A 24945-nucleotide genomic window follows, 5' to 3' on the forward strand; every position below is an offset into this window, starting at 1 on the left:
GACACGAACGGAGGGCGCCGCGCGAACGAAATTTCACACCCATCCGCTGGCAATCGCTTCGCGAGGTTCTAAGTAGGCAAAATGGACATTGCCAGCAGACCCGCCGATTCCGACGAGAACACCCAGATCGCCGATGCGGCCCCGCCGCCGCAGGCTCCTCCGGTCATCCGCCGCGAGGATTATCTGCCCCCGGCATGGCTGGTGCCCGAGATCGCGCTCGACTTCACGCTGGGCCTCACCGCGACACGTGTGGTTTCCAAGCTCCACGTGGCGCGCAATCCGGATGGCAACGGCGCTTCGACTCTGCGACTCAATGGCGATCAGATCACGCCGCTGGCCGTGCGGGTGGATGGCGCCGCGGTGAGCGACTGGCGTTTGGACGGCGCCGACCTGCTGATCGAGCTTTCGGGCGATGCGCATATCGTCGAGGTGGAAACGCAGGTGAACCCCGCGGCGAACAGCCAGCTCATGGGCCTCTATGCCTCGAACGGCATGCTGTGCACTCAGTGCGAGGCGGAAGGCTTCCGCCGTATCACCTTTTTCCCCGACCGTCCCGACGTGCTCTCGACCTATTCGGTGCGGATGACCGGCGATAAGACGACGTTCCCGATCCTGCTCGCCAACGGCAACTGCACCGCGCAGGGCGAGAATGCCGACGGGTCGCACTGGGCCGAGTGGCACGATCCCTGGCCGAAGCCGAGCTACCTCTTCGCGCTGGTGGCCGGTGAGCTGGTGTCCAACCATTCGACCTTCACCACGATGTCGGGCCGCAAGGTCGATCTCAACATCTGGGTCCGCCCCGGCGACGAGGACCGCACCCAGCACGCGATGGATTCGCTCATCGCCTCGATGAAGTGGGACGAGGAGACTTTCGGGCGCGAGTACGACCTCGACCTGTTCAACGTTGTTGCCGTGTCGGACTTCAACATGGGCGCGATGGAGAACAAGGGCCTCAACGTCTTCAACACCCGTTACGTGCTGGCGGACCCCGAAACCGCGACTGACGGCGATTTCGACGCCGTCGAAGGCGTGATCGGCCACGAATACTTCCACAACTGGTCGGGCAACCGCATCACCTGCCGCGACTGGTTCCAGCTCAGCCTGAAGGAAGGCTTCACGGTTCTGCGCGACCAGCTCTTCAGCGCCGACATGGGCAGCGAGGCGGTCAAGCGGATCGAGGATGTCCGCATCCTGCGCGCGGCGCAGTTCCCCGAGGACTCGGGGCCGCTCGCGCACCCTATCCGCCCGGATTCCTATCAGGAAATCAACAACTTCTATACGGCGACTGTCTACAACAAGGGCGCCGAGGTAATCCGCATGATGCGGACCATGGCGGGGCCTGAGCAATTCCGGAAGGGCACCGACCTCTATTTCGACCGCCACGACGGCGAAGCGGCGACCTGCGAGGATTTCGTCAAGGCCATCGAGGATGGCGCCGGGCTCGACCTCAAGCAGTTCCGCCTGTGGTATTCGCAGGCGGGCACGCCGCAGGTCTCGGTTAGCCTCAGCCACGAAGGCTCCACCGCAACGCTCAAGCTGACGCAGAAGGTGCCCGCGACGCCGGGTCAGCCAGACAAGCAGCCGATGCCGATCCCGCTGCGCGTCGCCCTGTTCGACCGCGACACCGGCGCACATGCCGGCGAGAAGCTGGTCGTGCTCGACAAGCCGAGCGACACCTTCACTTTCGATGGATTCGCCAAGCCGCCGGTGCTTTCGATCAATCGCGGTTTTTCCGCGCCTGTTTCGATCGACTTCGACCGCGAAGCCGAAGACCTCGTCTTCCTTGCGGCCAACGACGACGATCCCTTCGCCCGCTACGAGGCGATGCAGAACCTCGTCGTCCAACATCTCGTCACGGCAGTCAGCGGCGGCTTGAGCGACGAGACGCGCGCCGCCGGGCGCGCGGCCATCGGCAAGGCCTTTACGGCTATTCTGACCGACCCGGCTCTCGACGACCTGATGCGCGGCGAGCTGATGATCCTGCCGGCCGAAGGCTATCTCGCCGAGCAGATGCTGATTGCCGATCCCGGTGCGATCCACACCGAGCGCGAGGCGCTCAAGGCCTGGCTGGGCCGCGAATGTGCCGACGATCTCACTGCGCTCCATGACCGCGCCGTGGCGGTGCCCTACAGCCGCGATGCGGCAGCACGCGGGGCGCGCAAGATCAAGAACCAGGCGCTTGTCTATATTGCTGCCGGCAATGCCCAAGAAGGTGCGCGCCGGGCGCTCGATCAGTATCGCGCGGCGGACAACATGACCGACCGTCAGGGCGCGGTGCTGGTGCTTGCCAGCCTCGACGTACCGGAGCGGGAGGAGGCCCTGGCCGACTTCCGCAGCCGCTACGAAGGCAATGCACTGGTCATCGACAAGTGGTTCTCGCTGCAGGCGGGCTCGTTCCATCCCGAAGTGCTCGCCAACATCCGCAAGCTGGCCGAACATCCCGATTTCACGATGACCAACCCGAACCGGGTCCGCGCGCTCTACATGGCGGCGGCGGTCAATCCCAAGGCGTTCCACGACGCCAGCGGCGATGGCTATCGTCTGATCGGCGATCTCATCCGCCGGCTCGATCCGATCAACCCGCAGACGGCGGCCCGCTTCGTGCCCTCGCTCGGGCGCTGGCGCCGCATCGAACCCGTCCGCGCCGCGATGATGCGCGAAGAGCTTGAACGCATCGCAGCCGAGCCGTCGCTGTCGCGCGACGTGCGCGAGCAGGTTTCCAAGAGCCTTGGCTGAGACCGGCGAGCCGGTCGAGGTCAACCTTGCGGCTTGCCTCGAGGGCGTTTCGCACGGCTTCCTCGGTCGTCGTGGCGGCGTCAGTCGCGGCGATGTGGCGGGGCTCAACGTCGGCCTCGGGTCGGGCGACGATCCGGAACTGATCGCGGAGAATCGTGCCAGGGCTGCCGAGGCCGTCCTGCCCGGTGCGCGGCTCGTCACCGTCTATCAGGTGCATTCGCCCGATTGCATAGAGGTTGCGGCGAATCCGTGGGCCGACACCGACCGGCCGCAGGCCGACGCGCTGGTAACGGATCGCCCGGGTTTGCTGCTGGGCATCCTGACGGCCGATTGCGCGCCGGTCCTGCTCGCCGATCGCGAAGCCGGAGTCGTCGGTGCCGCCCATGCCGGCTGGAAGGGCGCCATCGGCGGCGTGACCGACAGCACCGTGGCCGCGATGGAGAAGCTCGGAGCCCGGCCATCCCGGATCGTCGCTGCCATCGGGCCGTGCATCGCCCAGTCCTCCTACGAAGTGGATGAGGCTTTTCGCGACCGGTTCTGCGCGAGGCTTGAGAAGAATGCGCAGTTTTTCGTACCCGGGCAGCCAGGGCACTACCAGTTCGACCTCGAAGGCTATGTGGCCTCGCGAATTGCGGCTTCGGGAGTCGCATCCGTGGAGCGTCTGGGCCTCGATACATATGCGCAACCCGACCGGTTCTTCTCCTTTCGCCGGGCCACGCATCGCGGTGAACCGGCCTATGGACGACAGATTTCGCTGATCGGACTGTCCTGACCCACTGAATCCGCGGCCTTTCCCACTCGCCTGAAGATAGACCAAAAAGGCGGTTGGCATGGCCGATTTTCGCGTATATCAGGCCCGCCAAGTCGGTATCGGCCCGGGGCGCGCCCGGTCTGAGCACCGTATCGGGGGATACCAGACTTAAGTTTGGGTCAGTTTCTTGGCCTGCTGGCGGATTTCCGGCAGTGGGTTGTCGAAAGCAAGGCAAGGGCAAAATGGCAGAAGAAGATGGCGTGCGGCGGCGCGATTTCATCAATATCGCCGCAGTTAGCGCGGCGGGCGTCGCTGGCGTTGGGGTTGTCGTCCCACTGGTGAGCCAGATGTCGGCATCGGCCGACGTTCTTGCGGCTTCTTCGACCGAGGTCGATATTTCCGCGATCGAGCCGGGTCAGGCAATCAAGGCGGTGTTCCGCAAGCAGCCGGTCTTCGTGCGCAATCTGACGCCCACCGAGATCAAGGAAGCCAACGCGGTCGATATTTCTTCGCTACGCGATCCGCAGACGCTCGCCGAACGCACCAAGGAGGGCAAGGAAAACTGGCTCATCACCATGGGTGTCTGTACCCACCTCGGTTGTGTGCCGCTCGGCGCCGGCGAGGGTGAGAATCGCGGTGAATTCGGCGGCTATTTCTGCCCCTGCCACGGTTCTTCCTACGACACTGCCGCCCGTATCCGTAAGGGCCCCGCGCCCAAGAACCTCGAGGTTCCGGAGTACGAATTCACTTCCGATACCGTCGTCAAGATCGGTTAAGGGCAAGCGAGAGGACAACGATCATGAGCTTTCCCTGGGCCAACGAGTACAAGCCTTCGCATCCCTTCATGAAGTGGATGGACGAAAAGCTTCCTCTTCCCCGCCTCGTCTACAACTCGGTCGGCGGCGGTTATCCGGTTCCGCGTAACCTCAACTATTTCTGGAACTTCGGGTTCCTGGCGTTGATCTGCCTGACGATCCAGATCGTCACCGGCATCGTCATGGCCATGCACTATGCGGCCAACACCGCAGTCGCTTTCGAAACGATCGAGCACACCGTGCGCGACGTGAACTGGGGCTGGCTGTTCCGCTATGCGCACGCCAACGGCGCATCGGCGTTCTTCGTCGTCATCTACATCCACATCTTCCGCGGCTTCTACTACGGCTCGTACAAGGCGCCGCGCGAAATGGTGTGGCTGCTGGGCGTCGTGATCTTCCTGCTCATGATGGCCACCGCCTTCATGGGCTACGTGCTTCCCTGGGGCCAGATGAGCTTCTGGGGCGCCAAGGTCATCACCGGCCTGTTCGGCGCCATCCCGCTGGTGGGCGAGCCCCTGCAGCAGTGGCTGCTTGGCGGCTTCGCGCCGGACAACGCAGCGCTCAACCGCTTCTTCTCGCTGCACTACCTGCTGCCGTTCGTGATCGTCGGCGTGGTCGTGCTGCACATCTGGGCGCTGCACATCCCGGGCTCGTCGAACCCGACCGGCGTGGAAGTGAAGACCGAGAGCGACACCGTCCCGTTCTACCCGTATTACATAGCCAAGGACGGCTGGGCCGTAGGCGCCTTCGCAATCCTTTTCGCGGCTGCGGTATTCTTCTTCCCGAACTCGCTGGGCCATCCGGATAACTACATTCCGGCAAACCCGATGAGCACGCCGGCGCACATCGTTCCCGAATGGTACTTCTGGCCGTTCTACGCGATCCTGCGCGCCTTCACCCAGAACTTCTTCTTCATTCCGGCCAAGCTCATGGGCGTGCTGGCGATGTTCGGCGCGATCCTGGTATGGTTCTTCCTGCCCTGGCTCGACAAGTCGCCGGTTCGTTCGGGCTCCTATCGCCCGACCTACAAGAAGTTCTTCTGGTTCGGCCTGATCCCGGCGATGGCGGTGCTGTTTTACTGCGGCGGCGCTCCGGCTGAGGAGCCCTTCGTGATGTTGAGCCAGATTGCAGCGCTTTACTACTTTGCGCACTTCCTGATCATCCTGCCGATCGTCTCGGCCATCGAGAAGCCGCTCCCGCTGCCTTATTCCATTACCGAATCGGTACTGGGACACGACGAGGGCGCACAGCTTCGTGCAGCGCACGGTGCGACCGAGGCGGTCCACAGCGACGCCACCCCGGCCACCTGATCAACAGCTAGAACGAAAGACGAAAGACATGGCACGCATTCTCTCGATCCTCGTCGGGCTGTTCTTCACGGTGGCCCTGGCGTGGGCCTTCGTTAACGGGGCCTACATCCAGATCACTGAGCCCACGGGCCCGACTGCCGAGCACGAGTTCCATCTGCATCCTAAGGACGTCCACTTTGCCAGCGACGGTCCGTTCGGCAAGTTCGACAACCAGCAGCTGCAGCGCGGCTTCCAGGTCTACAAGGAAGTTTGCGCGGCCTGCCATTCGCTTGAATACGTCGCTTTCCGCGACCTTGCACAGCTGGGCTACACCGATGCCGAAGTGAAGGCGATCGCCGCCGGCTTCTCGGTGCCGGGTGTCGATCCCAACACCGGCGAATCGACCATGGTTCCGGGTACGCCGACGGATTACTTTCCCAAGCCCTTCGCGAACGACGTCGCCGCACGCGCCGCCAACAACAACGCGGTGCCGCCCGACCTTTCGCTCATCGCCAAGGCGCGTCACAATGGCCCGGCCTACGTCTATTCGCTGCTGACCGGCTACCGCGATCAGCCTGCCGAGCTGGTGAAGGAATTCCCGGGTTCCAAGACCCCTCCGGGCCTGCACTACAACCCGTACTTCGCCAACCTCAACCTGGCGATGCCGCCGCCACTGACCACCGATGGTCAGGTCGAGTACAGCGACGGCACCAAGGCCACCGTCGACCAGATGGCCAAGGACGTTTCCGCCTTTCTCGTGTGGACGGCAGAACCCAAGCTGGAAAAGCGCAAGCAAACCGGTTGGGCGGTACTGGGCTTCCTGCTCTTCGCCACGATCCTGGGCTACATGTCGTACCGCAGCATCTGGGCCGACAAGAAGCATTGAGATCGGGTCCTGTGACCTGAAAGCGGTGCCCCTGCCATCTGCGGATGGCGGGGGCACTTCTCGTTTGCGCAGCAGGAGAGGAACGTGACGCCCGAAGACCTCAAGTCGTTGATTCGCACGATTCCGGATTTTCCCAAGCCGGGTATCCTGTTTCGCGACGTGACTACGCTGATAGGCCACGGTACCGGGTTCGCCAGTGCCACGGCGATGCTCGCCGATCACGCGCGCAAAGCGGGCGCGCAGGCGATCGCGGGTATCGAGGCGCGCGGCTTCATCTTTGGAGCCGCCGTGGCAGCCAGACTGGGTCTTCCCTTCGTTCCCGTACGCAAGCCCGGCAAGTTGCCCGTGCCGGTGCTGGCAATGGATTACGCCTTGGAATACGGCACCGACACCCTCGAGGTCGATCCCGAAGCAGTGGTAGAAGGCCACATCGTCGTACTGATCGACGACCTCATCGCGACGGGGGGGACCGCCCATGCGGCGGTGAAACTGCTGCGACGCGCCGGCGGGGTCGTCAACAAGGGTCTTTTCGTCATCGATCTACCCGATCTCGGCGGCGCAGACCGGCTTCGCGGCGAAGACCTGTCGGTCGAGGCCCTGATGGAATTCGAGGGCGACTGACACCCCGATCGCGCGGTTTGCGCTAGCAGGTGTCAGGCCGGCACCGCGTCCTTGGCCTTGCCTGGCTTCTTTCCGTTGCCCTTCTTGTTTTTGTTGCCGTCGCTCTCATCGACCAGGGCCTGCACCGTCTTGGACGTGGCGACCGTACCCAGTTCGGTAAGCGCAAAGAGGTTCGCCTCGATGTCGGCCAGATCGTAGAGATAGTTCACCATCACTCCGTGCGACTGCTTCTGCCCGTTGGGCGAGAGGTCGGCATTGGCATGGACGGCTTCGAGCCGGGCTCCGTTGCCCAGGTGGAAGCGGGCGACCGGATCTGCGGGCTGGTTGCCGCGGCCCTTGGCGGTGACCAGATAGCGCGCCGCGAGTTCACGCAGGTCCTTGGCGCCGGGCACCTTGGCATCGGCGCCGCGCTCCTTGTTCAGCCACTTGGCGAAACCCGGAACCGGCGAAAGCGTGGCGAAGGTATCGAGGTGCGGCAGCTCTTCCTTGAGCAGTCCGACCACGCGCTTGATCAGGTGGTTGCCGAAGGGGATGCCCTTAAGGCCCTTCTGGCAATTGCTGATCGAATAGAATATTGCGCAATTCGCTTCGCGTGGATCGATCGTCTCGCGCTCCTCGGCGATGATCTTGTGAATCGCGCCGGGCAACTGTTCGGTCAGCGCCACTTCAACGAAGATCAGCGGATCGTCGCGCATCTGCGGATGAAAGAACCCATAGCACCGCCGATCCGTCGGCTCCACGCGCCGCCGCAGGTCGTCCCAGCCGTGGATTTCGTGCACCGCCTCGTACCGGATGATCCTTTCCAGCAGCGAGGCCGGCGAATCCCAGCCGATGCGTCGCAGTTCGAGAAAGCCGGCGTTGAACCACGCCGTGAATGCGTTCTCCAGTTCACGGTCCAATGCGGACAGGCCCGGCGTGGCGGCGCTTCTGGGGACCGCCAGCAGGTCTTCGCGCATGCCGATCAGTCTCTGCGTCCCCTGGGGGGCCAGATTGAGCTGGTTGATGAGACGTGCGCTCGGTGATTCGGTGGCGGCATTGAGCGCGAGGGCGGACGCTTCATCGCGCTTGTCGTTCCATCTGGCGATTGCCTTGTCGATCGCCTTGGCGTCGGCCGGGTGCAGGTCGTGGACCTTGCCGAGAAAATCCTGACGCGCATCGAGGTCGGAAGCCTCGTAGAGATCGAAGAATGCCGAGGCCAGCGCCGGCCCCGAAGCGCGGCCGCGCAACGAAAGCAAGGCATCCGCGAGATCGAGCAGGCTTTCGCCGCTTTCGCGACGCGGCGCGACTCCGACCCCGCGCAAGAGTTTGCCCAAGCCGGAATTCATCAGCAGGTCCAGCGGGTTGCGTCGCCTCGTGGGCGTCGAGGGCTCCGCCGGGGTACGAGACCGTGATGTGTTCATGAGATGGGAATCCTCGTCTGCTGCCGGGCGATGCTAACATTGCTGCATCTGCGAGAGAATACGGTTGTCTCCTTCAAATGGGCCCCGAATGGCGCTTGCGAACCCCTCGCAGCGCAAAATCGTGTCTGGAGCAGCAATATCCCGCCCCGGCGATCCGGATCGGGCGATCCAAGTCGTCTGCGGGCACCGGATGAGAATTGAAAGAGAGTCGTTGACGAACCTGCCGCCTTCGTGGCAATCGGCGCTCCTCGACGCGGCTTCGCCGGTCACGGTCCATGGGCCTGAGCGAGCGGGTATAGCTTAGTGGTAAAGCCCCAGCCTTCCAAGCTGGTTATGCGGGTTCGATTCCCGCTACCCGCTCCAGCCGCCCTCCAGCTGCTCATGACGAGTTGCCCGGCCAGGCAGGGAGGAGCAGCGATTCCCCTATTCGATCGTCGGGCAATCGTCCGCACCTCCACGTCCTTGCCGGCCGCGCGTCAGGCGGATTGAGATCCGCGGTGGGGGATCAACAGGAATGCGATCAAATAAAGCAAGCCGGTGACCACGAGCAGGTTATTGTACCCGAGCGCCAACGCGGAATATTCCAGGCAGCCACCGACTATCGAGCCCAAAAGGTTGATCGCAAAGGCGGATTGCGAATCCGAGGAGCTCTGGAAACGCTTTGCGAAGGCGACATTGGCGAGATAGATCGGAAGGAACGCCAGGATGGTAGCGGCCAGCAGGCGCGGCACGAATGGAAGGGGCAGCAACCAGTCCGGACGGATTGCCCATGCCAATGCCAGCGACCCCGCGATACCGGCGTAAATTATCGGCAAGGGTGGCGTACGGAACTTGCGGGTTGTTTCGACTGCCAGGAGCACGATGACCAAGACGCCCGCAAATACGAGAGCATTGACGAACCAGGTTGTCCCGAAGAGCAGGGCGAAAGTTGCCACATTCTTCGTTTCCAGCAGCAGAAAGGCCGCGCCCATGAAGAACAGATCGGCATAGGGGCGCATTGCCAGAAGCGGTCCTCCCAGCGTGCGCACGGTGACGAGCGATACCAGCAAGATGCAAACCAGTGTCACCGTATAGAGCTGGGGAAAGGCATTGCCTTTGAAATACGGGAACGGCGCATCGTCAGTCGCGGGCTTGATGAGCTGTTCGGGAGTGGAGCGCTGCCAGACACCCGCGCAGTTCTGATCGGCTTTCTTGACGCCGACCGAGATAACGGCTTGCGCATCCGCGAAGGTGTCGACGCATGGCGTGTGGCCGAATGCCTTGGCAACGGTACCAGCCAGCCTGTCGATCAACCAAGGCTCTCGATAGTAGTTGTACATGGCAAAACTGCCGTTCGGCTTCAGATGTCGCCGCACCGAAGCCATCGCTTCCTCGGTGAACAGGAAAGACTCGAGCCGTATCTGGGATGCACCGCTCACCAACGTCAGCGAATCCGGCAGGGCGAAGAGAATGAGATCGTACTTGCGGTCCGTGCTCTCGAGAAATGCGCGACCGTCATTGACATGCCGCGTCACGCGCGCGTCGGCATAGGGATGGTCCGGATTACGTTCCGCGCCAATTTGCATGATGCGAGGATCGATATCGACGGCATCGACATGCTCCGCCCCTTCGGACAAGGCGATGGCCACGTCTGACCCCGAGCCAGCACCCACGATGAGGACATCCTTCAAGGGGTTGGCTGGAAAGCGCAGGTAAGGGGTTTCATAAATCCTCTCGCCCTGCTCGAGCTTCCACTTTGCGGGTGCCATGAGCTGGTGCGGCACGCCATTTACCGAGATGAGCAACGCCCCCCTGTCGGCTGGACCGATCGGTTCGGTCGTTATCTTGTAGTACGGTGACCAGCTCACAATCGGATTCATCGTCTCGATCAGCAACATACCGACCAACAACGACGCCCATGCAAACGTGACGAAACGGCGAGCACGGTCGGCGAGGACAAGATACATACCGAAGGCGATCGCGCCCCATGCGACGGACGGCGCGTGCAGGAAGCTCAGCGCGGTAAATGCCGAGATCCCGAGAAGCGAACCCATCAGGTCGTAGCGATATGCAGTCAACGGCGGAAGCTTGCCGAAGCATCGTCCGACCACTTCGGCCGGCCCTGCCAGAATGGCGGCAACCAGGATGAAGATTACCGGAAGTGCCAGCCAGACCGGCGGCCCACTCACTTCCAGCGACGTAAAGTAGATTATTTCCGAGCCGCTTCGCTCAATCGTGACGGGAAACAGCAGTACGCCCAGCACGAGAATACTTAGAAGCGGCATCGATGCGGGCCAAATCGACCACGTCTTCCTGCTAATGAGAAAACCCGCTCCGATGCCGAGGAACGATCCCAGCAGGATGAAGTTCGAAAAATAGGACAAATGGACGACGTTTGCCCCGAGCCAGCGTATTAGCGCCAACTCCAGAAAGAGCATTAAGGCGCTGGCCAGCAGCAAGCGGACCAATATGCCTTTCCCCCCGCTCTCCACTGCCGGAGAGGTTTCGGTATGCGAGGAAACATCGTGTGCCGCAGGATCGTTCGGCTCGGCTTCGACTCTGAGCAATTTCGGTCCCTTCAATCCCCGCGCCGCCGTCGACGGCCGCCCCCAAAAATAGATACGGAGTACTGTCGAATTTGTGCTTGGTGACGCCTGGGAGCACCTTGCATCAAAAATATTCTCATTATTGTTATCCGGGCAGGCGCGAATATTTGGTTAATTTTTTGCATTGCCGTCCCAGGAGGCGACGAAGCAGGCCGATACAGGGCTGGACTTGGGGTTGCTCGCCATCGCTGACTGAGACGAGAGTCTGATCCTGCGACATTCAAGTATCGGTTAATAAAGCATCGCCCGGGTACGACGTAGGCAGACGGGGCGTATCGCGTCATGCGGGCCAGCGCACGAGGGCGACTGTGGAATACGCCGGGCGGTGTCGTCGGTAGGGCAGAACAAGACGGAAATGCCCCCCGATGAAGTTGCTTCGACCGGTCGCCGCGGCCGCGGCCATTTTGACCCTGATCGCCTACGTGCCGAGAGGCGCGCCCGCTGCGGTGGTTTCGCACGTCGCCGCCGATGTCCGCGCCGATGCCGGCAAGGCTCGACCGGCGCTTTCGGTGATGACCTGGAACGTCAAGGGCCTGCCCATGCCCGCAGCCTTCGGCCGGTCCACGGCCCTGACCGAAATCGGCCATCGCCTGCGCGCCCTGCGCCGTAGTGGTCATCAGCCGCATATCGTCCTGCTGCAGGAAGCCTTCGTTGCCGAAGCCAAGGCTATCGGCGCACGGGCCGGTTATCCCTACGTTGCCGTGGGGCCGCGTCCGGAAGACGCCTCCCCGATGCCGACCGCCACGCTGGATCGGCAATTTCGCCGGAACGCGCGCTGGTCGAGGGGTGAGGGCGAAGGCAAGTGGGTGGGTAGCGGCCTCGTGATCCTGTCCGACTACCCGATCGTCGACACGAGGCGCGCGGCGTTCCCCCAGGACGCCTGCGCGGGGTTCGACTGCCTTGCCGCGAAGGGCGTTCTACTGGCGAGGGTCGCCGTACCCGGCGCGGCAAAGCCCGTCGTCGTGATCGACACGCACCTCAATTCGCGCCATGCCTCAGGGGTCTCGGTCGGGCGTGCCAACGCCGCCTACGCCTGGCAGGCCGATGCCGTCCGGCGCTTCGTCGCACAACAGGTCGGACCGGACGATATCGCCATTTTCGGCGGGGATTTCAACATCGGGCATGACCCCGTCCGCCGCGCCGATGCTATTCGCAATGGAGGCTTTCTGCCCGGCGGACAGGAAGCGATTGCAGTGCAGTCCAAGGTTGATCCAGCCGGGGCCGCACGCGATGCGGACTTCGTTGCCGTGGCCGACCGGGCCAAGGACAAGGAGTATTTCCGTGCCGGCAAGGCATCGCAGCTTGAATTGCGCGATGTCGAAGTTCCCTTCGGCATCGCCGAGGGCGGCTTCGATCTTTCCGACCACCTGGGCTTCGTCGCGACCTACCGGATATCGGACTCCGCCCGAGCGAATTGAAACAGAAGCGCGGCCGGATGTCCTAGCGCCGCGCGCTGCCCAGGGCTTCCAGGTAGACACGGGCGATCCCCGCACTTGCCCGCTCCCATGAAAAGACCTTGCTGCGCGCATGCGCGTTGAAGGCATGGGCCTTGCGCAGGGAGGGCTGTGCCAGATAGCGCCGCAGTGCGTCGACGTAGCCCTCCACGTCGCCGGGGGACACCAGCGCACCGGTCAGGCCGTCGATGACGAGGTTGCTGTTTCCCGTCGCATCGGCGGCCACCACCGGGAGACCGCAAGCCATCGCTTCGAGCGAGACATTGCCGAAGGCTTCCGTCGAGGATGGATTGAGAAGGATGTCGGCGCCCGCGATCGCTCGCGCGAGGTCTGCGCCATGCTGGAAGCCGACGAACACGGCATCGCGCAGGTCCCGTTCGAAATCCGCCCTCGCCGGGCCGTCGCCGATGACCAGCACGCGAAAGTCCGCTCCCTCGGCGCGCAACCGGGCGATGGCGGCGGAGAAATCCGCAAGGCCCTTTTCCAGAACGAGCCTGCCCAGGAAGGCGATCACCGGTGTCCCGTTCCGGAATCCCTGAGCGTGACGCCAGACCTCGTCACGGCGCGTCGGGGCGAACAGCTCGGTGTCGACGCCTCTCGTCCAGATGCCGACATCCGTCCCCATGCCCTGCTGCTCCATGGTGCGCGCTGCCGATTCGCACGGCGCCACGACATGGTCGCAGCCCCGGTAGAAGCGGCGCAGTATGGCCAGCAGCGGTCGTTCGAACAGGCCCAGCCCGTAGTAGCGCGGATAGGTCTCGAAACGCGTATGCATGGCGCCGATGGCAGGCACCCCCATGCGTCGCGCCAGCTTCAGGGCGCTGCGGCCATGAAGAAGCGGCAGTGAAATGTGGAACAGATTGGGGGAGAAGGCAGCAATGTCCTGTCGAACCGTCCGCGGCAGACGCCACGCCAGGCGGTACTCCTTGCGCCCGAACGGCAGCGGCCGGGACGGAATGCTGACCAGGTCGCCGACAGGCGTGAAAGCGGGGTTTTGGGAGGTCGGCGAATAGACGCGAACGGCCGCGCCATGATCGAGGAGGAAGCGCACCAGCATGTTCTGGGCGCGATTGGCGCCGTCCCGCAGGCAATTGTAGTTGCCGCTGACAAAGGCAATGCGCAGGGCCGACAGGTCGGGATTGGCCGAAGGCCCGTCGAAACCGGGATCGCCTTCGGGCGAAACGGCCGCTGCCGCATCGGGCGTCACAGCCGGGATCACGGCTGTTCGGTGCCGGCGGTGTCCGGCGTCCTTGCACTGTCGCCGGGCTTTCCGGGCAGCACGTAATAGGGCGGATCGTAGATGCTTCTGCGCTTGCCCTTGAGCACGTCGATCTCGGCACGCCGCCGGGCGAGGTACTCCTCGCGCTGAACGACGTAGGGATCTTCGGCCGAGTGGATGCGGTCCAGCTTGTCGTCGTTGTGCTCGCGTTCGTCGAGGGCGCTGAGCACGCCCTTGGCAAGCGCTACCTTGGGATCGGCGAAAGGCCTGGGGGCGAGGGTGGGCAGGATCAGAAGGTCGAACGGGCGTGCGAGCAGGTCGCGAACCGTGGTAGAGCCGATTACCGGCAGGAACAGATAGGGGCCGGGCCCGACCCCGTAAAAGCCCAGGGTGTCGGCGAGGCCGTTGGAACGCCGCGGCAGATTGAAGGGCTTTTTCTTGGCAACGTCGAACAGCCCTCCTACGCCGAGTGTCGAATTGATCGCGAAGCGCCCGAGCGTCTCGATCGCCTTGCCCGGCTTCAATTGCAGCAGGAAGTTGATGAAGACGATCGGCTCGTCGAGATTGTCGAGGACGTTGTGCAGGCCATCGCGCACCGGTTCGGGCACGGTGAGCGTATAGGCTTTCGTGACCGGTTCGATCAGGGCCGTATCGACGGCCTGGACCGCCTCGTAGGAGGTGACATTGAATTGCTCCACCGGATCGTCCGGAGACGGCAGGCGACCGGTCACGACGATTTCCTGCTCACGATCGGCCGGACCGGCAGATGTGGCTTTCTGCTGGCCGCCGTCGGACGGTGCCGCGGGAACGCGGCCGTCGGGCGCTGCGGCATCCGCCGACGCCGCGTCCGCTGTATTGGTTTCCGGGGCGATGAGAGCTTGAGAGGCAGCAGCCGTGGACGGCACGGCCAGGACCGAAGGCGCAGCCGCCACCAGCATTGGCGCGACGAGGACGGATAACGACAAAGAATACTCCCCTGGTGGCCGATCTACCGGGCAGGGATCACCGCGCTGTTTTTGTCCCTGCCCCGTCACGACGCCGCCGGTGGAATACTTCCGCAGCATGCGCCCGAATATTCTCCGCCTTCGGACCGTGGCTGGGGTGGCCGTGCAAGAAATCATTGAAAAGATTGCCGCGGTCAGGTGCGGACACCCGCTCGCGGGGGCGTCTAGCCGGCATGCCCGAACCCTTGCGCATCGCAATCCCCATCCACAGTTTCGAACCCGGCGGCGTAGAGAGAGTGGCTCTCAATCTCGCCCGAAGCTGGCACGCGGCCGGGCATCACGTGCGTGTCGTGCTCGGCAGGGACCAAGGCGCGGACCGTTCCCGCGCCCCGGCAGACCTCGACTACCGGAGCGTGCCGACCCGGTTCTCCACTGCACCTTTCGAGACCCTGTGGATGATGTGGTGCCTCCTGCGTCACCTCCTGTGCGAAGAGACGGACGTCATATTCTGCGCGGGAAACACATATGCCGTGGTCTGCGTGACGATGCGCCTGCTGCTGCGCAGGCGCTGCCCGCCGGTCGTGGTCAAGATCAGCAACGACTTGCTTCGGCGAGACCTTCCGCCTGGGTATCGCCATCTCTACTATCTCTGGCTCAGGGTCCAGGGATTGCTGCTCGATCACTTCGTTGCCCTTGCCGAACCGATGCGTGCCGAGATTGTGGATACGCTGGGCGTCGCCGCAAACCGGGTGACGACCATTCACGATCCGGCACTGACCGCGACGCGCTATGCCGCGCTGCTGTCGATTCCCCGTACCGGGCCCGACCGCTCGGAGCGCGGGCTGCGGTTTCTCGCCGTGGGCCGTCTCGCCCGCCAGAAGAACCTTCCTCTGCTGGTCACCGCCTTTGCCCGTGGATCAAATCGCCAAGATACCCTCACGATAGTCGGCGAGGGCCCGGAACGCGGGAAGCTGGAAGCTCTGGTCGGGTCGCTGTCGCTGCACGGCCGGGTCTTCCTGACCGGCCATGCCGTCGATCCCGATCCCTATTTCCGGGAAGCGGACGTGTTCGTCCTCTCCTCGGACTACGAGGGTGTGCCGGCCGTCGTGATCGAGGCGATCGCAGCCGGGTTGCCGGTGCTTGCCACCGATTGCGCGGCCAGCATGCAGGCGCTTCTCGGCGGCGGTATACGCGGGCAGCTCGTCCCGGTCGGAGATGATACGGCGCTGGCGGCGGCGATGAACGGTGCGGATCTGCTCCGGTTTCCCGATCAGAGCGCGCGGGTCTTTGCCGAAAGGTTCACTGTCGAAATCGCGGCCCGCGCCTATGTTGCCGCGATGCGGGCGCTGCAGGCAGAGGCCAGGGCCGAGGATGCCGGGTCGCTGATCCCGGCAGTGCGTGGCAGCGATTGCTGAGCTGGGTCAGGCGGGTCCGTCACGCGCTTCGTCCAGGGCTGTCGATCAGTCCGCGACCGGCTGCGAAGGTTTCCTGCGGCGTTCCGTTGGCGTCGAGACGAAGCCATTGGCCCAGGTCTCCGAGCGCATAGCCAAGCTGACGATCGACCACGGCCGCGTCCGCATCCGAGGCGTCTCCGCTGCGCGTCCCGACCCGCGAGCGCATGGTTGCCGGCGCAGCTTCAAGCCACAGCCCGGTGAAGGCCACGCCGCAATCTGCCGCGACATCGGCAATCGCCGCCCGCTCTGCAGGATCGGCGAAAACGGCATCGACGATCACGTCGATACCGGCTTCCAGGGCGATACGCGCCTCGTCGCACAGCTTGCGGTAGACCGCGTCGCTCTGGTCCCGCGTGTAGGCGCCGGGGGGGAGTTGTTCCTCCGGCATGACCCCGGCGAGCCGCTTGCGCAGGACGTCGCTGCGCAGCCAGCGGGCGCCCGGCGCAGCGCCTGCGTACGGCGCCAGTCGCCCAGCCAGCGTCGACTTGCCGGTTCCGCTCAGACCGCCGACGGCGATCAGCCGCGGTGTCGATCGTTCCAGAAACGACAGTGCTGATCCGAGATAGGCCTGTGCATCCCGGATCTTCGCTTCGGATTCCTCTACCCTTTCCTGCCGCTGCGCCGCGCTGGCATTCACGTGTGCCCGCACCGCCGCGCGCATGGAGAGGAACAGGGGCAGGCTCGCGAGGCCGTCGCTCTCTCCGCGCATGTCGCAATAGCGGTTGAAGGCCAGCGACGCTTCGCGGTGCAGGCCGCGCTGCCAGAGATCCATGAGCAGGAATGCGAGATCGTAGAGCACGTCCGTGATGGCGAGTTCGGGATCGAACTCCAGGCAGTCGAACAAGGTCGGCCGCCCCCGCCACAGGCAGATATTGGCGAGATGGAGATCGCCGTGGCAGCGTCTTACATGGCCGGCTTGCCCGCGCCGGTCGAGCAAGGGCGACAAGGCTTCGAGCTGGTCCATGCTCGTCGCGTAGAGCCGATCACAGTCCGCGGCTGGCAACTGGCCCTTTTCCAGAGCCTCCATGCTGGCCCGATTGCCCTCGATCACCGCGCGCGCCCGGTCGCCTCCCGAACAGCGCACGATCTCTGCCTCCGCGTGGAACTGCGCTATCTCGTCGGCGAGATCGCGGAGCAGGCGGGGTTCGAGCGGGGCCTTTCGCGCCATGGTGTCGAGCAGACATTCCGGCGCAAAGCGGCGCATGACCACCACCCAATCGAGCGGCTCACCCGCATCCAGGGCCAGGCTGCCGTCCGGCATCCGGCCCACCGGTTGCACGGCAAGATACAGGTCCGGCGCCGTCCTGCGATTGAGCGCCAGTTCCGCCTCGCAGACCGCCTTGCGTTTCGCTGCCGTCGAGAAGTCGAGATAGGGATACCGCACCGCGCGCTTGAGCTTGAAGGCATGGTCGCCGGCCAGGAACACGATGGCGGCATGGGTATCGATTCGCTCTATGGGGCCCGGAACGCCGTAGGTTTCCGCCCTGCACAGGAAAGCGATCGTCTCCTCCTGATCGTCGCAGTCGGCCACGTAGTCGATTCTCCTTCTTGCCCCCGGATAGCGGCGCGGCCAGCAAGCGGCGAGACGTCTTCGCGTGTTTGTACCTTATTTGCCGCCAGACACGGGCATGCGGGCCAGCCCTCCATTGGCGAACAAGCGTGGATGCAGTCCAGCCTGCGCGGGCTGGCTGTGCCGTTGGCGGGTCGCAATTCGAAAGCTTGTCGATCGAAAGTACGCCAGACTAGCCAGCGCGAATATCAGGGGCCTTCGTCACAATCCGACATCCACCGACGAGAAGATGGTGATGACGAAACCGCCGGCGATGGCCACGCCATAGGGCACGGAAAACGCGCTCTTGCCCTCCTTGCGAACGGCGACGCTGCGTCGTAGCGCCATCATGACCAGAAGCAGGACAAGACCCACGAGAGAAGTCCAGCCGAGAAGAACGTACCACTCGGACAAGGGTATCGCGAGAGCGGCGGCGCTATAAAGCTTGGCATCTCCGCCTCCGATCACGCCGAGGGCGAACAGCCCCATGCCGGCGATCAGGGCCAGGATCCCGTGCAGGACGTTGCCGAAACCCCCGGACAGGTCGTTCGCCGTGAATGCGACACCCAAAGCGAAAGCGGCAAGGATCAGACACAAGGCGTTGGGAATGCGCCGGGAGCGCGCATCGCTAATTGCAGCGACGACCACGACCGTCGCGCACGCCAGCGCAAGGGCGGCCGATATCACCGAAGAGGACATCAAGTGCTATCCTTCAGGCCTTGCCGTTGTACTGGACGACCGGAAGCGGCTTCCCTTCGCCGTGAGGGGCAGGTTCCGCACTCACCCGGATCACTTCCATGGTCGGGGCCGGTGCCGGCGCAGAAACGACGTTGAGGCAACTCACGCTATCGGAAATGCGATGAACGCCGCCGTCAGCACATGTTGCCCCCGCGCTGGTGCCGGACGTGCGTATGTTCACCGAAGCTGAGTCGGGAGCTCTCAGAACATTGTCGGTGTCGGCGGCGACTACCTTGGCCGGCGCCAAACCGAACGCGGGCTTCGGTAAGTCGATCCGTCCGCCACCGCCGGTTACCGCAGCCGTGCCGGCCGCGTCGCGCGAGGCGAGCATGGACCCTTCGTTCTTTGCGAGCATCGCTTCCGCATTGAGCCGCTGCAAATTGGCCGCGAAGCGTGGATTGGCAGGCTCGAGGGCAGCGGCCATGCGCATGTATCGGTCGGCAAGATCGTGGCGTCCAAGCCGGGCGTAAACGATACCGAGCCCATTGCTGGCATCTGCCAACGTCTCCGCATCGCGCTGCGCAAGCCGGAACAGGCGGGCGGCAGCTGCCAGATTACCGGCGGTCAATTCCTTGCGTGCACGATCGAGCGAACGCGCGGCGGCCGAATCCGGGTTGGCGTCAACGGGTTCGGTGACCTTGACCTCAGGTGCTGCCGGAACGGATGGTGCCGCGGCAACCGTGGGCCGATTGCTCGGCGCCTGCTGAAGGGCGATTTCAGGTACATGCGTAACCACCGCCTTCTCGTTTATTCTCTGAACAGCGACCTTCTCGCTCATCTGCTGAACGGCGTACTCGGCCGCGACCTCCGCAACCTTGGTCGCGGTTTGCGCCCTTCGATCCGGTAGCCTCGGCGTCGGCGTCGGCTGCGAACGCGATTGCGCAGCCATCCGGACGTCGCCCTGGAGATGCGCGAGGTTGGCAGCGTACTTCGGATTTCTCGGCTCCAGCACGGCCGCCTGCCGGAAGTATCTGTCGGCAAGATCGTATCGCTTCATTCGGGCATAAACCACGCCCAGCCCGTTGCTCGCTTCTGCCTGGGTTTTCGGAAAGCGCTGTGCCGTGCGCAGGATCTGCGCAGCCGCGGCGAGGTTACCTTGCCCAATCAGGATACGCGCCTGGTAGAGGGCGGCGAGGGCGTAGACTTCTTCCCGCTCCTGGGGAGAAGCGGCTTCCGTTCGCGTGAATTCGGAATGGCCGGCCATTGACTGGCAGCCGCCCAGCGCCAGCAGGCTCACGGCAATACACGATGTATTCAGGCGCTTGCTCATAACGTCATCCCCCATTCAATGCCGGCAACAATTGACGTATCGCGTTGATGATTCCGGGCAGCATCAGGACCCCGACGACGGTCGGCAACATGCAGACCACGAGCGGTATCGAAATCAGCACCGGCAGGCGGTGTGCCTTTTCCTCGGCACGCATCCTGCGCTTTTCGCGCATCTCGGCAGCGTAGACCCGCAGAGTGGCTGAAACGCTGGTTCCCAGCTTGTCGGACTGGATCAAGAGCGTCGCGAAGCTGCGGATTTCTTCCACGCCGCTTTGTTCGCCCATCTGCCTCAGTGCGGATTCTCGCTCGGCGCCTGCGCGCATCAGCAGCGTGGCGTTGGAGAGAACCGACGAGACCAACGGATGCGAGAGCACCATTTCGCGCGCCACCCGATCGAGAGCCGCCTCCAGCCCCAGTCCTGCCTCGACGCAAACCAGCAGAAGATCCAGTGCATCCGGGAAACCATTGACGATCTCCTCGCGCCGGCGATCGGCCTTGGCCGTGACGTAGAGATTCGGGAAATAGAGGCCGACGAGCGCAAGGATCCCGATATACGCGTAGAGCTTGAGATCGCTCATCGGTTTGCCCGGGATGTAGACCAGCAGGATATAGCCAAGCGGCAAGGCAAATATCATGGCCAAGCGCGCCAGCGTGAATATCCGCGGCGCAGAGGGGGCATCGTAGCCTGCGGCCCTAAGCTTCATGCGAAGCTTGTCGCCCTGACTGTCCTCGAGGCTGAGACCTGCCTTCTCGATTGTATCGGCAAGTTTGGCCCAGGCGGTGTCCTTGCGGGCGATGAGATGTTGGCGCACGCCGGTTTGTCCGTCGCCCGACAGCCGGTCCAGTTCGGTCCGGATTTCCGCCCGCCGGTTGGCGAAGTTCGCCACCTGGAGCCCGACGAACATCACCGCGACGAAGATTGCTGCCAGAAGCAGGATGCGGATCGTGTCGTTCGTTGCAACGAGTTCGAGCATATCAGACTTTCAGGTCCACGAGCTTGCGGATCCATATCACCCCGACAAGGAACAAGCCGATGAGGACGGGGAAACCGATGTAGAAGATTGGATCCAGCGCCACGTCGAAGTACCATTTCGGATTTGTCACGAAGAGGATGACGAAGGTCAGAATCGGCAGCGCCGTCAGCATCCAGCCGGTCATGCGGCCTTCCGAACTCAAGGCACGGACCTTCAGAAACAGACTGGCACGTTCGCGGATGACATCGGCCAGGTTCTCTAGGATTTCGGCGAGATTGCCGCCGGTTTCATTCTGGACCGAAAGCGACACAACGAACATGCGAATGTCATCGAGATCCCAGCGTTCGGCCATCGCATCAAGCGCTTCGGTGAGATCCGCGCCATAGGACACCTCGTCGCTGATCAGGCCGAATTCGCTGCCGATCGGATCTTCCATTTCGCGGGTCAGGAGTTCGATCGCGGAGGCGACCGGATGCCCGGCCTTGAGAGCGCGAACGAAGATGTCCAGGGACACGGGAAACTGCGCCTGCATCTTCTTGCGTCGACGTTGCGCGATATAGCTGACGACCATCAGCGGAATGCCGACAGCAGCCGCAGCCGCAACCGCAACAATGAGTTGTACCACCCCGAAGGTCAGCGGAATGGCATAGCTGATAGCCAGAAGCGAAGCGCCCAGGCCGAACAGCGCGAAAAGCCCGGCCATACCCAGCAGCATCTCGTTCGGCCCGAACGGAACGGCGGCCATCAGAAGCCTTCTGCGCAGATGACGGAGAGCCTTGGCAACAGGACCGGCACCTCCGGCAGCGAAAGTCGGATCGTTTTTCAGCAGTCTCGCGACCACATCTTCACGCTCGGCGCCGCTCGCAATCATGCGCAGGCGCTTGTTGACCGCCTGGGTATGCTGGCGCCTGTCCATGATCGTCCGCAGAACGATTTGCACGAACAGGAACACCGATCCGAATATCGCGAGAAGTATGAGGACGCGTATGAGTTGGGCTTCGGCCATGGCGCTATGACAACTTCACGCTGGGCCGGAACAGTTCGGCGCGCAGGTCGATACCGGCTTCGTGGGCTTGCAGAAGGAACTTCGGCCGGATGCCGGTGGCTTCGAAGTGCCCCAGCACATCGCCGCTTTCCGCCCGGCCCTCGCGCTTGAAGCGGAAGATTTCCTGCATGGTGATGGTCTCCCCTTCCATGCCGGTAATTTCCGAGAGGCTGAGGAGCTTTCTGCGGCCGTCGGCCATGCGTCCGATCTGGATCACGATCTGGATGGCCGAGGCGATCTGCGCCTTGGCCGACTTGGCCGGAATGTCGATGCCGCTCATGCCGATCATCTGCTCGATGCGGGACAGCGCGTCACGCGGTGTATTGGCGTGAACCGTGGTCATGGACCCGTCATGACCGGTGTTCATCGCCTGCAGCATGTCGAAAGCTTCGCCGGCCCGGACCTCGCCGACGATGATGCGATCGGGGCGCATGCGCAGCGCGTTCTTGACGAGATCGCGCTGGCTCACCTCGCCTTTGCCCTCGATATTGGGCGGGCGGGTCTCCAGGCGGGCCACATGCTCCTGCTGCAGCCGCAATTCGGCCGAGTCCTCGATCGTCACGATGCGCTCACGCCCGTCGATGAATGAAGACAGCGCGTTCAGCAGCGTCGTCTTGCCCGAGCCCGTACCGCCTGAAATAAGGACGTTGCGACGGCTCTTCACCACGGCCGAGAGAACTTCGGCGGCTTCGGCCGGCATGCTGCCCAGCTCGATCAGACGCTCCATGCTGATCGGTGATTTCGAGAACTTGCGGATGGAAAGGAGCGAACCGTCGATCGCCAGCGGTGCGACGATCGCGTTGACGCGCGAGCCATCGGCTAGACGCGCGTCGACAAAGGGGGAGGATTCGTCGACCCGCCTGCCGACGGCGCTGACGATCTTCTGTATGATCCTCAGCAGGTGACGCTCGTCCTGAAACCTGGTCGGCACTTTCTCAAGCAGGCCATACCGTTCGACAAAGACGGTCTCGTATCCGTTGACCAGGATATCGGTGATGGTTTCATCGGCAAGCAGGGGCTCGAGCGGACCAAGCCCCAGCAATTCGTTGAGAACTTCGGTGACCAGCCGGGTGCGTTCCTTGGCATTGAGAGCCGCGTCTTCTTCCGCGAGAAGCGCAAGCACGACGTCTCCGGCTTCCTCTTCGATCTGTGCCCGGGACATCTTCTCGAGCATCGTCAGGTTGATGCGATCGAGCAGCTTGCGGTGTATCGCCATCTTGAGGCGCAGGAACTTGTCGACCTGCGAATTTGCCGCCTTCTGTTGGGCGTCCGGCGCTGGCGCGGCTGCCGGCGGCGTCACTTCCCCTTGCTGCGGCGGGGGCGGTTCGACGATCTCCTCGCGCCGGCGTACATTCCAGATCATTGGGCTTTCTCCGCCTCCAGCAGTTCGGCAAGTTCTTGCGCCACTGCGGTCACGTCTCTTGCGAAGACGCTTTTCCTGTGCACTTCATCCGCAAACTTGCCCTGGTCCTGGGCCAGCGGCAGGACATCCTTGTCCATGTGGATCCCACCCAGGACCCGTCTGCGCAGCGTGCGGTCGACGTCATCGAGATCGATCGTCTTGAACAGACGCTTCTCGAGCCGGTTGACCACGATCGAGATGTGTTCGTTTTTCACGCCGGCCGAAGAAAACAGCTCGAGGCGCCGCTTGGCCTGACGCAGGCTGGCGACGGACAGCTCGACGACCATGATCACATGATCGGCCGAAACGACGGTCGAAAGGTTCCAGCTCGTCCAGTTGGAGGGCAGATCCAGAACGACGCACGAATATTCCCGCCGGGCATACTCGATCGCCTTGAGCAGGTCGTCGGCATCGATTTGCTCGAACGGCAAGATGTCCTTCGGCGCAGCGATGACGCTGAGGGCATTGGAATGACGCACTGCGACCGACCGGACAAGGTCCCCGTCGAGGCGATCGGGATCGGCCAGAAGGTCCCCCAGATCCTGCCGTGGCGAAAGTCCCAACACGTCACCGACAGCCCCGTACTGGATGTCCAGATCGAAAAGACAGGCCGGCTTCCCTTCCCGGGAGTGGCGTCCGAATTCGCGGGCGAGATGGGTGGCGACGCTTGTCGCCCCATTGCCGGCAACAGCCCTTACGACCGCTATTACCGGTGCCTTCGTAGCCCTGCGATCGCCCGACCGGCGCTGCGGCGAACCGGATCCAAGCGCAGCCTGAAGCACTTCTTCGGGATCGAACGGCAAGGATACGACGTCGCTGATGCCCTGCTTGAGCAGAGTCTTGATCACGGCAAGATTGGCATCGGCGAGAGCAAGGACCTGCGGAAGTTCCGGCCGCCTCGTCCGCACCGCAAGGGCCCGGTCCATGGACGCCTGGGATGCAAAATCCGTTTCGATGACCATTACGCCGGCTTCCGACACGATGTCGTCCGGCACTGGGGCATCGGCCGCCAATTCAATCAGTCGCGCATCATCCACCAGGCCGAAAAGAGCATTCTGCTTCAGTTCCTCGAGCCGTAATTTCGAACCAACGATGGTCAAACCTGCGGGGATCCGCAAATCGATGTCCTTTCCGAAGGTCGAGAAATTGTCTTCCTTGCCCATATTCATACCTAGTTCGACGCCGCCCCCTGGCCGTCTTCCATCGTCAGCGTATAGCTGGCGGAAGGAACCGGGATGGGCTGCTGGAAGATGTAGAGAGTCATTGGTTGAAAGGTCACGTTGCGCAGGCTCACTGTGACAAGGGGCGCCACGTCCGCTCCATGGGGATCGCCGGCAAAGCCGAGGCCAGACCAGTCATAATCAATACTGATGTTTGCCCCGGTAATATCCGGATAGATATCCTGCATCCGCGCAACGAGATTGTTCCAGGCGGTCTGGGCGTCCGCGTCGATCTGATAGGTGAAACCGCAGGTGCCTTTGCAGGTACACGCGACGGTAGTCAGATCTGTGCCGCTCTGCTGGCAGGAAACGCCCGGAAACTTGGTCTGGTCGACCACCGTTCCCTGCGGCACGCCGCCGCTCACCGCGAAACTGTAATTGAGCAGGCCGGTCGACGAGGTCCCCCCGGGGATGATCTGCGTGGCAACGGCCCAGCGCGCGCCGATCTGGGTGGCTTTCTCCGCCCGGTTGAAGGCCCAGGCGTAGCGCCCGGCATCCATGATCCCGAGCAGGAACAGCAGGAAGATGGGCAGGATCAGCGCAAACTCTGCCGCAGTGGAACCCTGGGTTTCATGGCGGAGTCGACGCAGCATC

The 24945-nt window shown here is 63.3% G+C and carries 20 protein-coding genes and 1 tRNA gene; 9 read left to right on the forward strand and 12 right to left on the reverse strand.

Annotated elements, in window-relative coordinates; genetic code table 11:
• Positions 1 to 81 precede the first annotated feature (81 nt).
• From pepN to LK12_RS05660, 6 genes are all read left to right on the forward strand, one after another.
• Positions 82 to 2736: an aminopeptidase N gene (gene pepN / locus LK12_RS05635; protein ID WP_039280619.1), complete on the forward strand. Its 2655-nt coding sequence runs from the start codon at positions 82 to 84 to the stop codon at positions 2734 to 2736.
• Positions 2729 to 3508 (forward strand): peptidoglycan editing factor PgeF, encoded by a 780-nt coding sequence (gene pgeF, locus LK12_RS05640; RefSeq protein WP_039280621.1) that lies wholly within the window; start codon positions 2729 to 2731, stop codon positions 3506 to 3508. Before pepN ends, pgeF begins: the two co-directional genes overlap by 8 nt.
• A 221-nt stretch (positions 3509 to 3729) precedes the next feature.
• Complete coding sequence (gene petA / locus LK12_RS05645; protein ID WP_039280623.1) at positions 3730 to 4263, forward strand: ubiquinol-cytochrome c reductase iron-sulfur subunit; 534 nt, start codon at positions 3730 to 3732, stop codon at positions 4261 to 4263.
• Between the two features lie 23 nt (positions 4264 to 4286).
• Positions 4287 to 5612, forward strand: a complete 1326-nt coding sequence (locus LK12_RS05650) for a cytochrome b (protein WP_039280624.1) — start codon at positions 4287 to 4289, stop codon at positions 5610 to 5612.
• Positions 5613 to 5640: 28 nt separating this feature from the next.
• Positions 5641 to 6477: a cytochrome c1 gene (locus tag LK12_RS05655; protein WP_039280627.1), complete on the forward strand. Its 837-nt coding sequence runs from the start codon at positions 5641 to 5643 to the stop codon at positions 6475 to 6477.
• A gap of 84 nt (positions 6478 to 6561) precedes the next feature.
• On the forward strand, positions 6562 to 7098 hold the full coding sequence (locus LK12_RS05660) for an adenine phosphoribosyltransferase (RefSeq protein WP_039280629.1): 537 nt from the start codon (positions 6562 to 6564) through the stop codon (positions 7096 to 7098).
• Between the two features lie 32 nt (positions 7099 to 7130).
• Here LK12_RS05660 and LK12_RS05665 read toward each other — a convergent pair whose 3' ends face one another.
• Entirely contained in the window at positions 7131 to 8498 is a 1368-nt protein-coding gene (locus LK12_RS05665; protein ID WP_039280630.1) for a malonyl-CoA decarboxylase, read from the reverse strand.
• Positions 8499 to 8787: 289 nt separating this feature from the next.
• On the opposite strand from LK12_RS05665, the gene LK12_RS05670 reads away from it, so the two are divergent.
• Positions 8788 to 8861, forward strand: a tRNA-Gly gene (locus tag LK12_RS05670).
• A 113-nt stretch (positions 8862 to 8974) separates the two neighbouring features.
• Here the strand turns inward: LK12_RS05670 and LK12_RS05675 are convergent.
• Entirely contained in the window at positions 8975 to 11044 is a 2070-nt protein-coding gene (locus LK12_RS05675) for a spermine/spermidine synthase domain-containing protein (RefSeq protein WP_039280632.1), read from the reverse strand.
• A 404-nt stretch (positions 11045 to 11448) separates the two neighbouring features.
• On the opposite strand from LK12_RS05675, the gene LK12_RS05680 reads away from it, so the two are divergent.
• Positions 11449 to 12501 carry an endonuclease/exonuclease/phosphatase family protein gene (locus LK12_RS05680; RefSeq protein WP_039280633.1) on the forward strand — a complete coding sequence of 351 codons (1053 nt, stop codon included), beginning with the start codon at positions 11449 to 11451 and terminating at the stop codon, positions 12499 to 12501.
• Positions 12502 to 12523: 22 nt separating this feature from the next.
• Here the strand turns inward: LK12_RS05680 and LK12_RS05685 are convergent, their stop codons facing one another.
• Entirely contained in the window at positions 12524 to 13669 is a 1146-nt protein-coding gene (locus LK12_RS05685; RefSeq protein WP_039281513.1) for a glycosyltransferase family 4 protein, read from the reverse strand.
• A gap of 83 nt (positions 13670 to 13752) precedes the next feature.
• A complete protein-coding gene (locus tag LK12_RS05690; protein ID WP_197063478.1) occupies positions 13753 to 14721 on the reverse strand; it encodes an MlaA family lipoprotein in 969 nt (322 codons plus the stop codon).
• 212 nt (positions 14722 to 14933) lie between these two features.
• On the opposite strand from LK12_RS05690, the gene LK12_RS05695 reads away from it, so the two are divergent.
• Positions 14934 to 16115: a glycosyltransferase gene (locus LK12_RS05695; RefSeq protein ID WP_039280635.1), complete on the forward strand. Its 1182-nt coding sequence runs from the start codon at positions 14934 to 14936 to the stop codon at positions 16113 to 16115.
• Positions 16116 to 16134: 19 nt separating this feature from the next.
• On the opposite strand, the gene LK12_RS05700 is transcribed toward LK12_RS05695, so the two are convergent.
• The 8 genes from LK12_RS05700 to LK12_RS05735 all read right to left on the reverse strand — a co-directional run bounded on the left by LK12_RS05700 (position 16135) and on the right by LK12_RS05735 (position 24944).
• Complete coding sequence (locus LK12_RS05700; RefSeq protein ID WP_231568257.1) at positions 16135 to 17685, reverse strand: bifunctional aminoglycoside phosphotransferase/ATP-binding protein; 1551 nt, start codon at positions 17683 to 17685, stop codon at positions 16135 to 16137.
• Between the two features lie 240 nt (positions 17686 to 17925).
• Entirely contained in the window at positions 17926 to 18402 is a 477-nt protein-coding gene (locus LK12_RS05705) for an A24 family peptidase (protein WP_052223205.1), read from the reverse strand.
• A 13-nt stretch (positions 18403 to 18415) separates the two neighbouring features.
• The gene (locus tag LK12_RS05710; protein WP_039280638.1) at positions 18416 to 19711 is read right to left on the reverse strand and encodes a tetratricopeptide repeat protein; all 1296 of its coding nucleotides are present in this window, start codon (positions 19709 to 19711) and stop codon (positions 18416 to 18418) included.
• 4 nt (positions 19712 to 19715) lie between these two features.
• The gene (locus LK12_RS05715) at positions 19716 to 20684 is read right to left on the reverse strand and encodes a type II secretion system F family protein (RefSeq protein ID WP_039280639.1); all 969 of its coding nucleotides are present in this window, start codon (positions 20682 to 20684) and stop codon (positions 19716 to 19718) included.
• 1 nt (position 20685) lies between these two features.
• The gene (locus LK12_RS05720; protein ID WP_039280640.1) at positions 20686 to 21690 is read right to left on the reverse strand and encodes a type II secretion system F family protein; all 1005 of its coding nucleotides are present in this window, start codon (positions 21688 to 21690) and stop codon (positions 20686 to 20688) included.
• A 4-nt stretch (positions 21691 to 21694) separates the two neighbouring features.
• Positions 21695 to 23089: a CpaF family protein gene (locus LK12_RS05725; RefSeq protein ID WP_039281524.1), complete on the reverse strand. Its 1395-nt coding sequence runs from the start codon at positions 23087 to 23089 to the stop codon at positions 21695 to 21697.
• Positions 23089 to 24300 (reverse strand): AAA family ATPase, encoded by a 1212-nt coding sequence (locus LK12_RS05730; RefSeq protein ID WP_052223206.1) that lies wholly within the window; start codon positions 24298 to 24300, stop codon positions 23089 to 23091. The genes LK12_RS05725 and LK12_RS05730 overlap by 1 nt, the downstream gene beginning before the upstream one ends.
• A gap of 2 nt (positions 24301 to 24302) precedes the next feature.
• Positions 24303 to 24944, reverse strand: coding sequence for a TadE/TadG family type IV pilus assembly protein (locus tag LK12_RS05735; protein WP_039280643.1), 642 nt, complete (start codon positions 24942 to 24944; stop codon positions 24303 to 24305).
• Position 24945: the final 1 nt, after the last annotated feature.

Origin of the sequence: Novosphingobium malaysiense (assembly GCF_000802225.1) — a bacterium.
In the GTDB taxonomy this organism is placed as follows: domain Bacteria; phylum Pseudomonadota; class Alphaproteobacteria; order Sphingomonadales; family Sphingomonadaceae; genus Novosphingobium; species Novosphingobium malaysiense.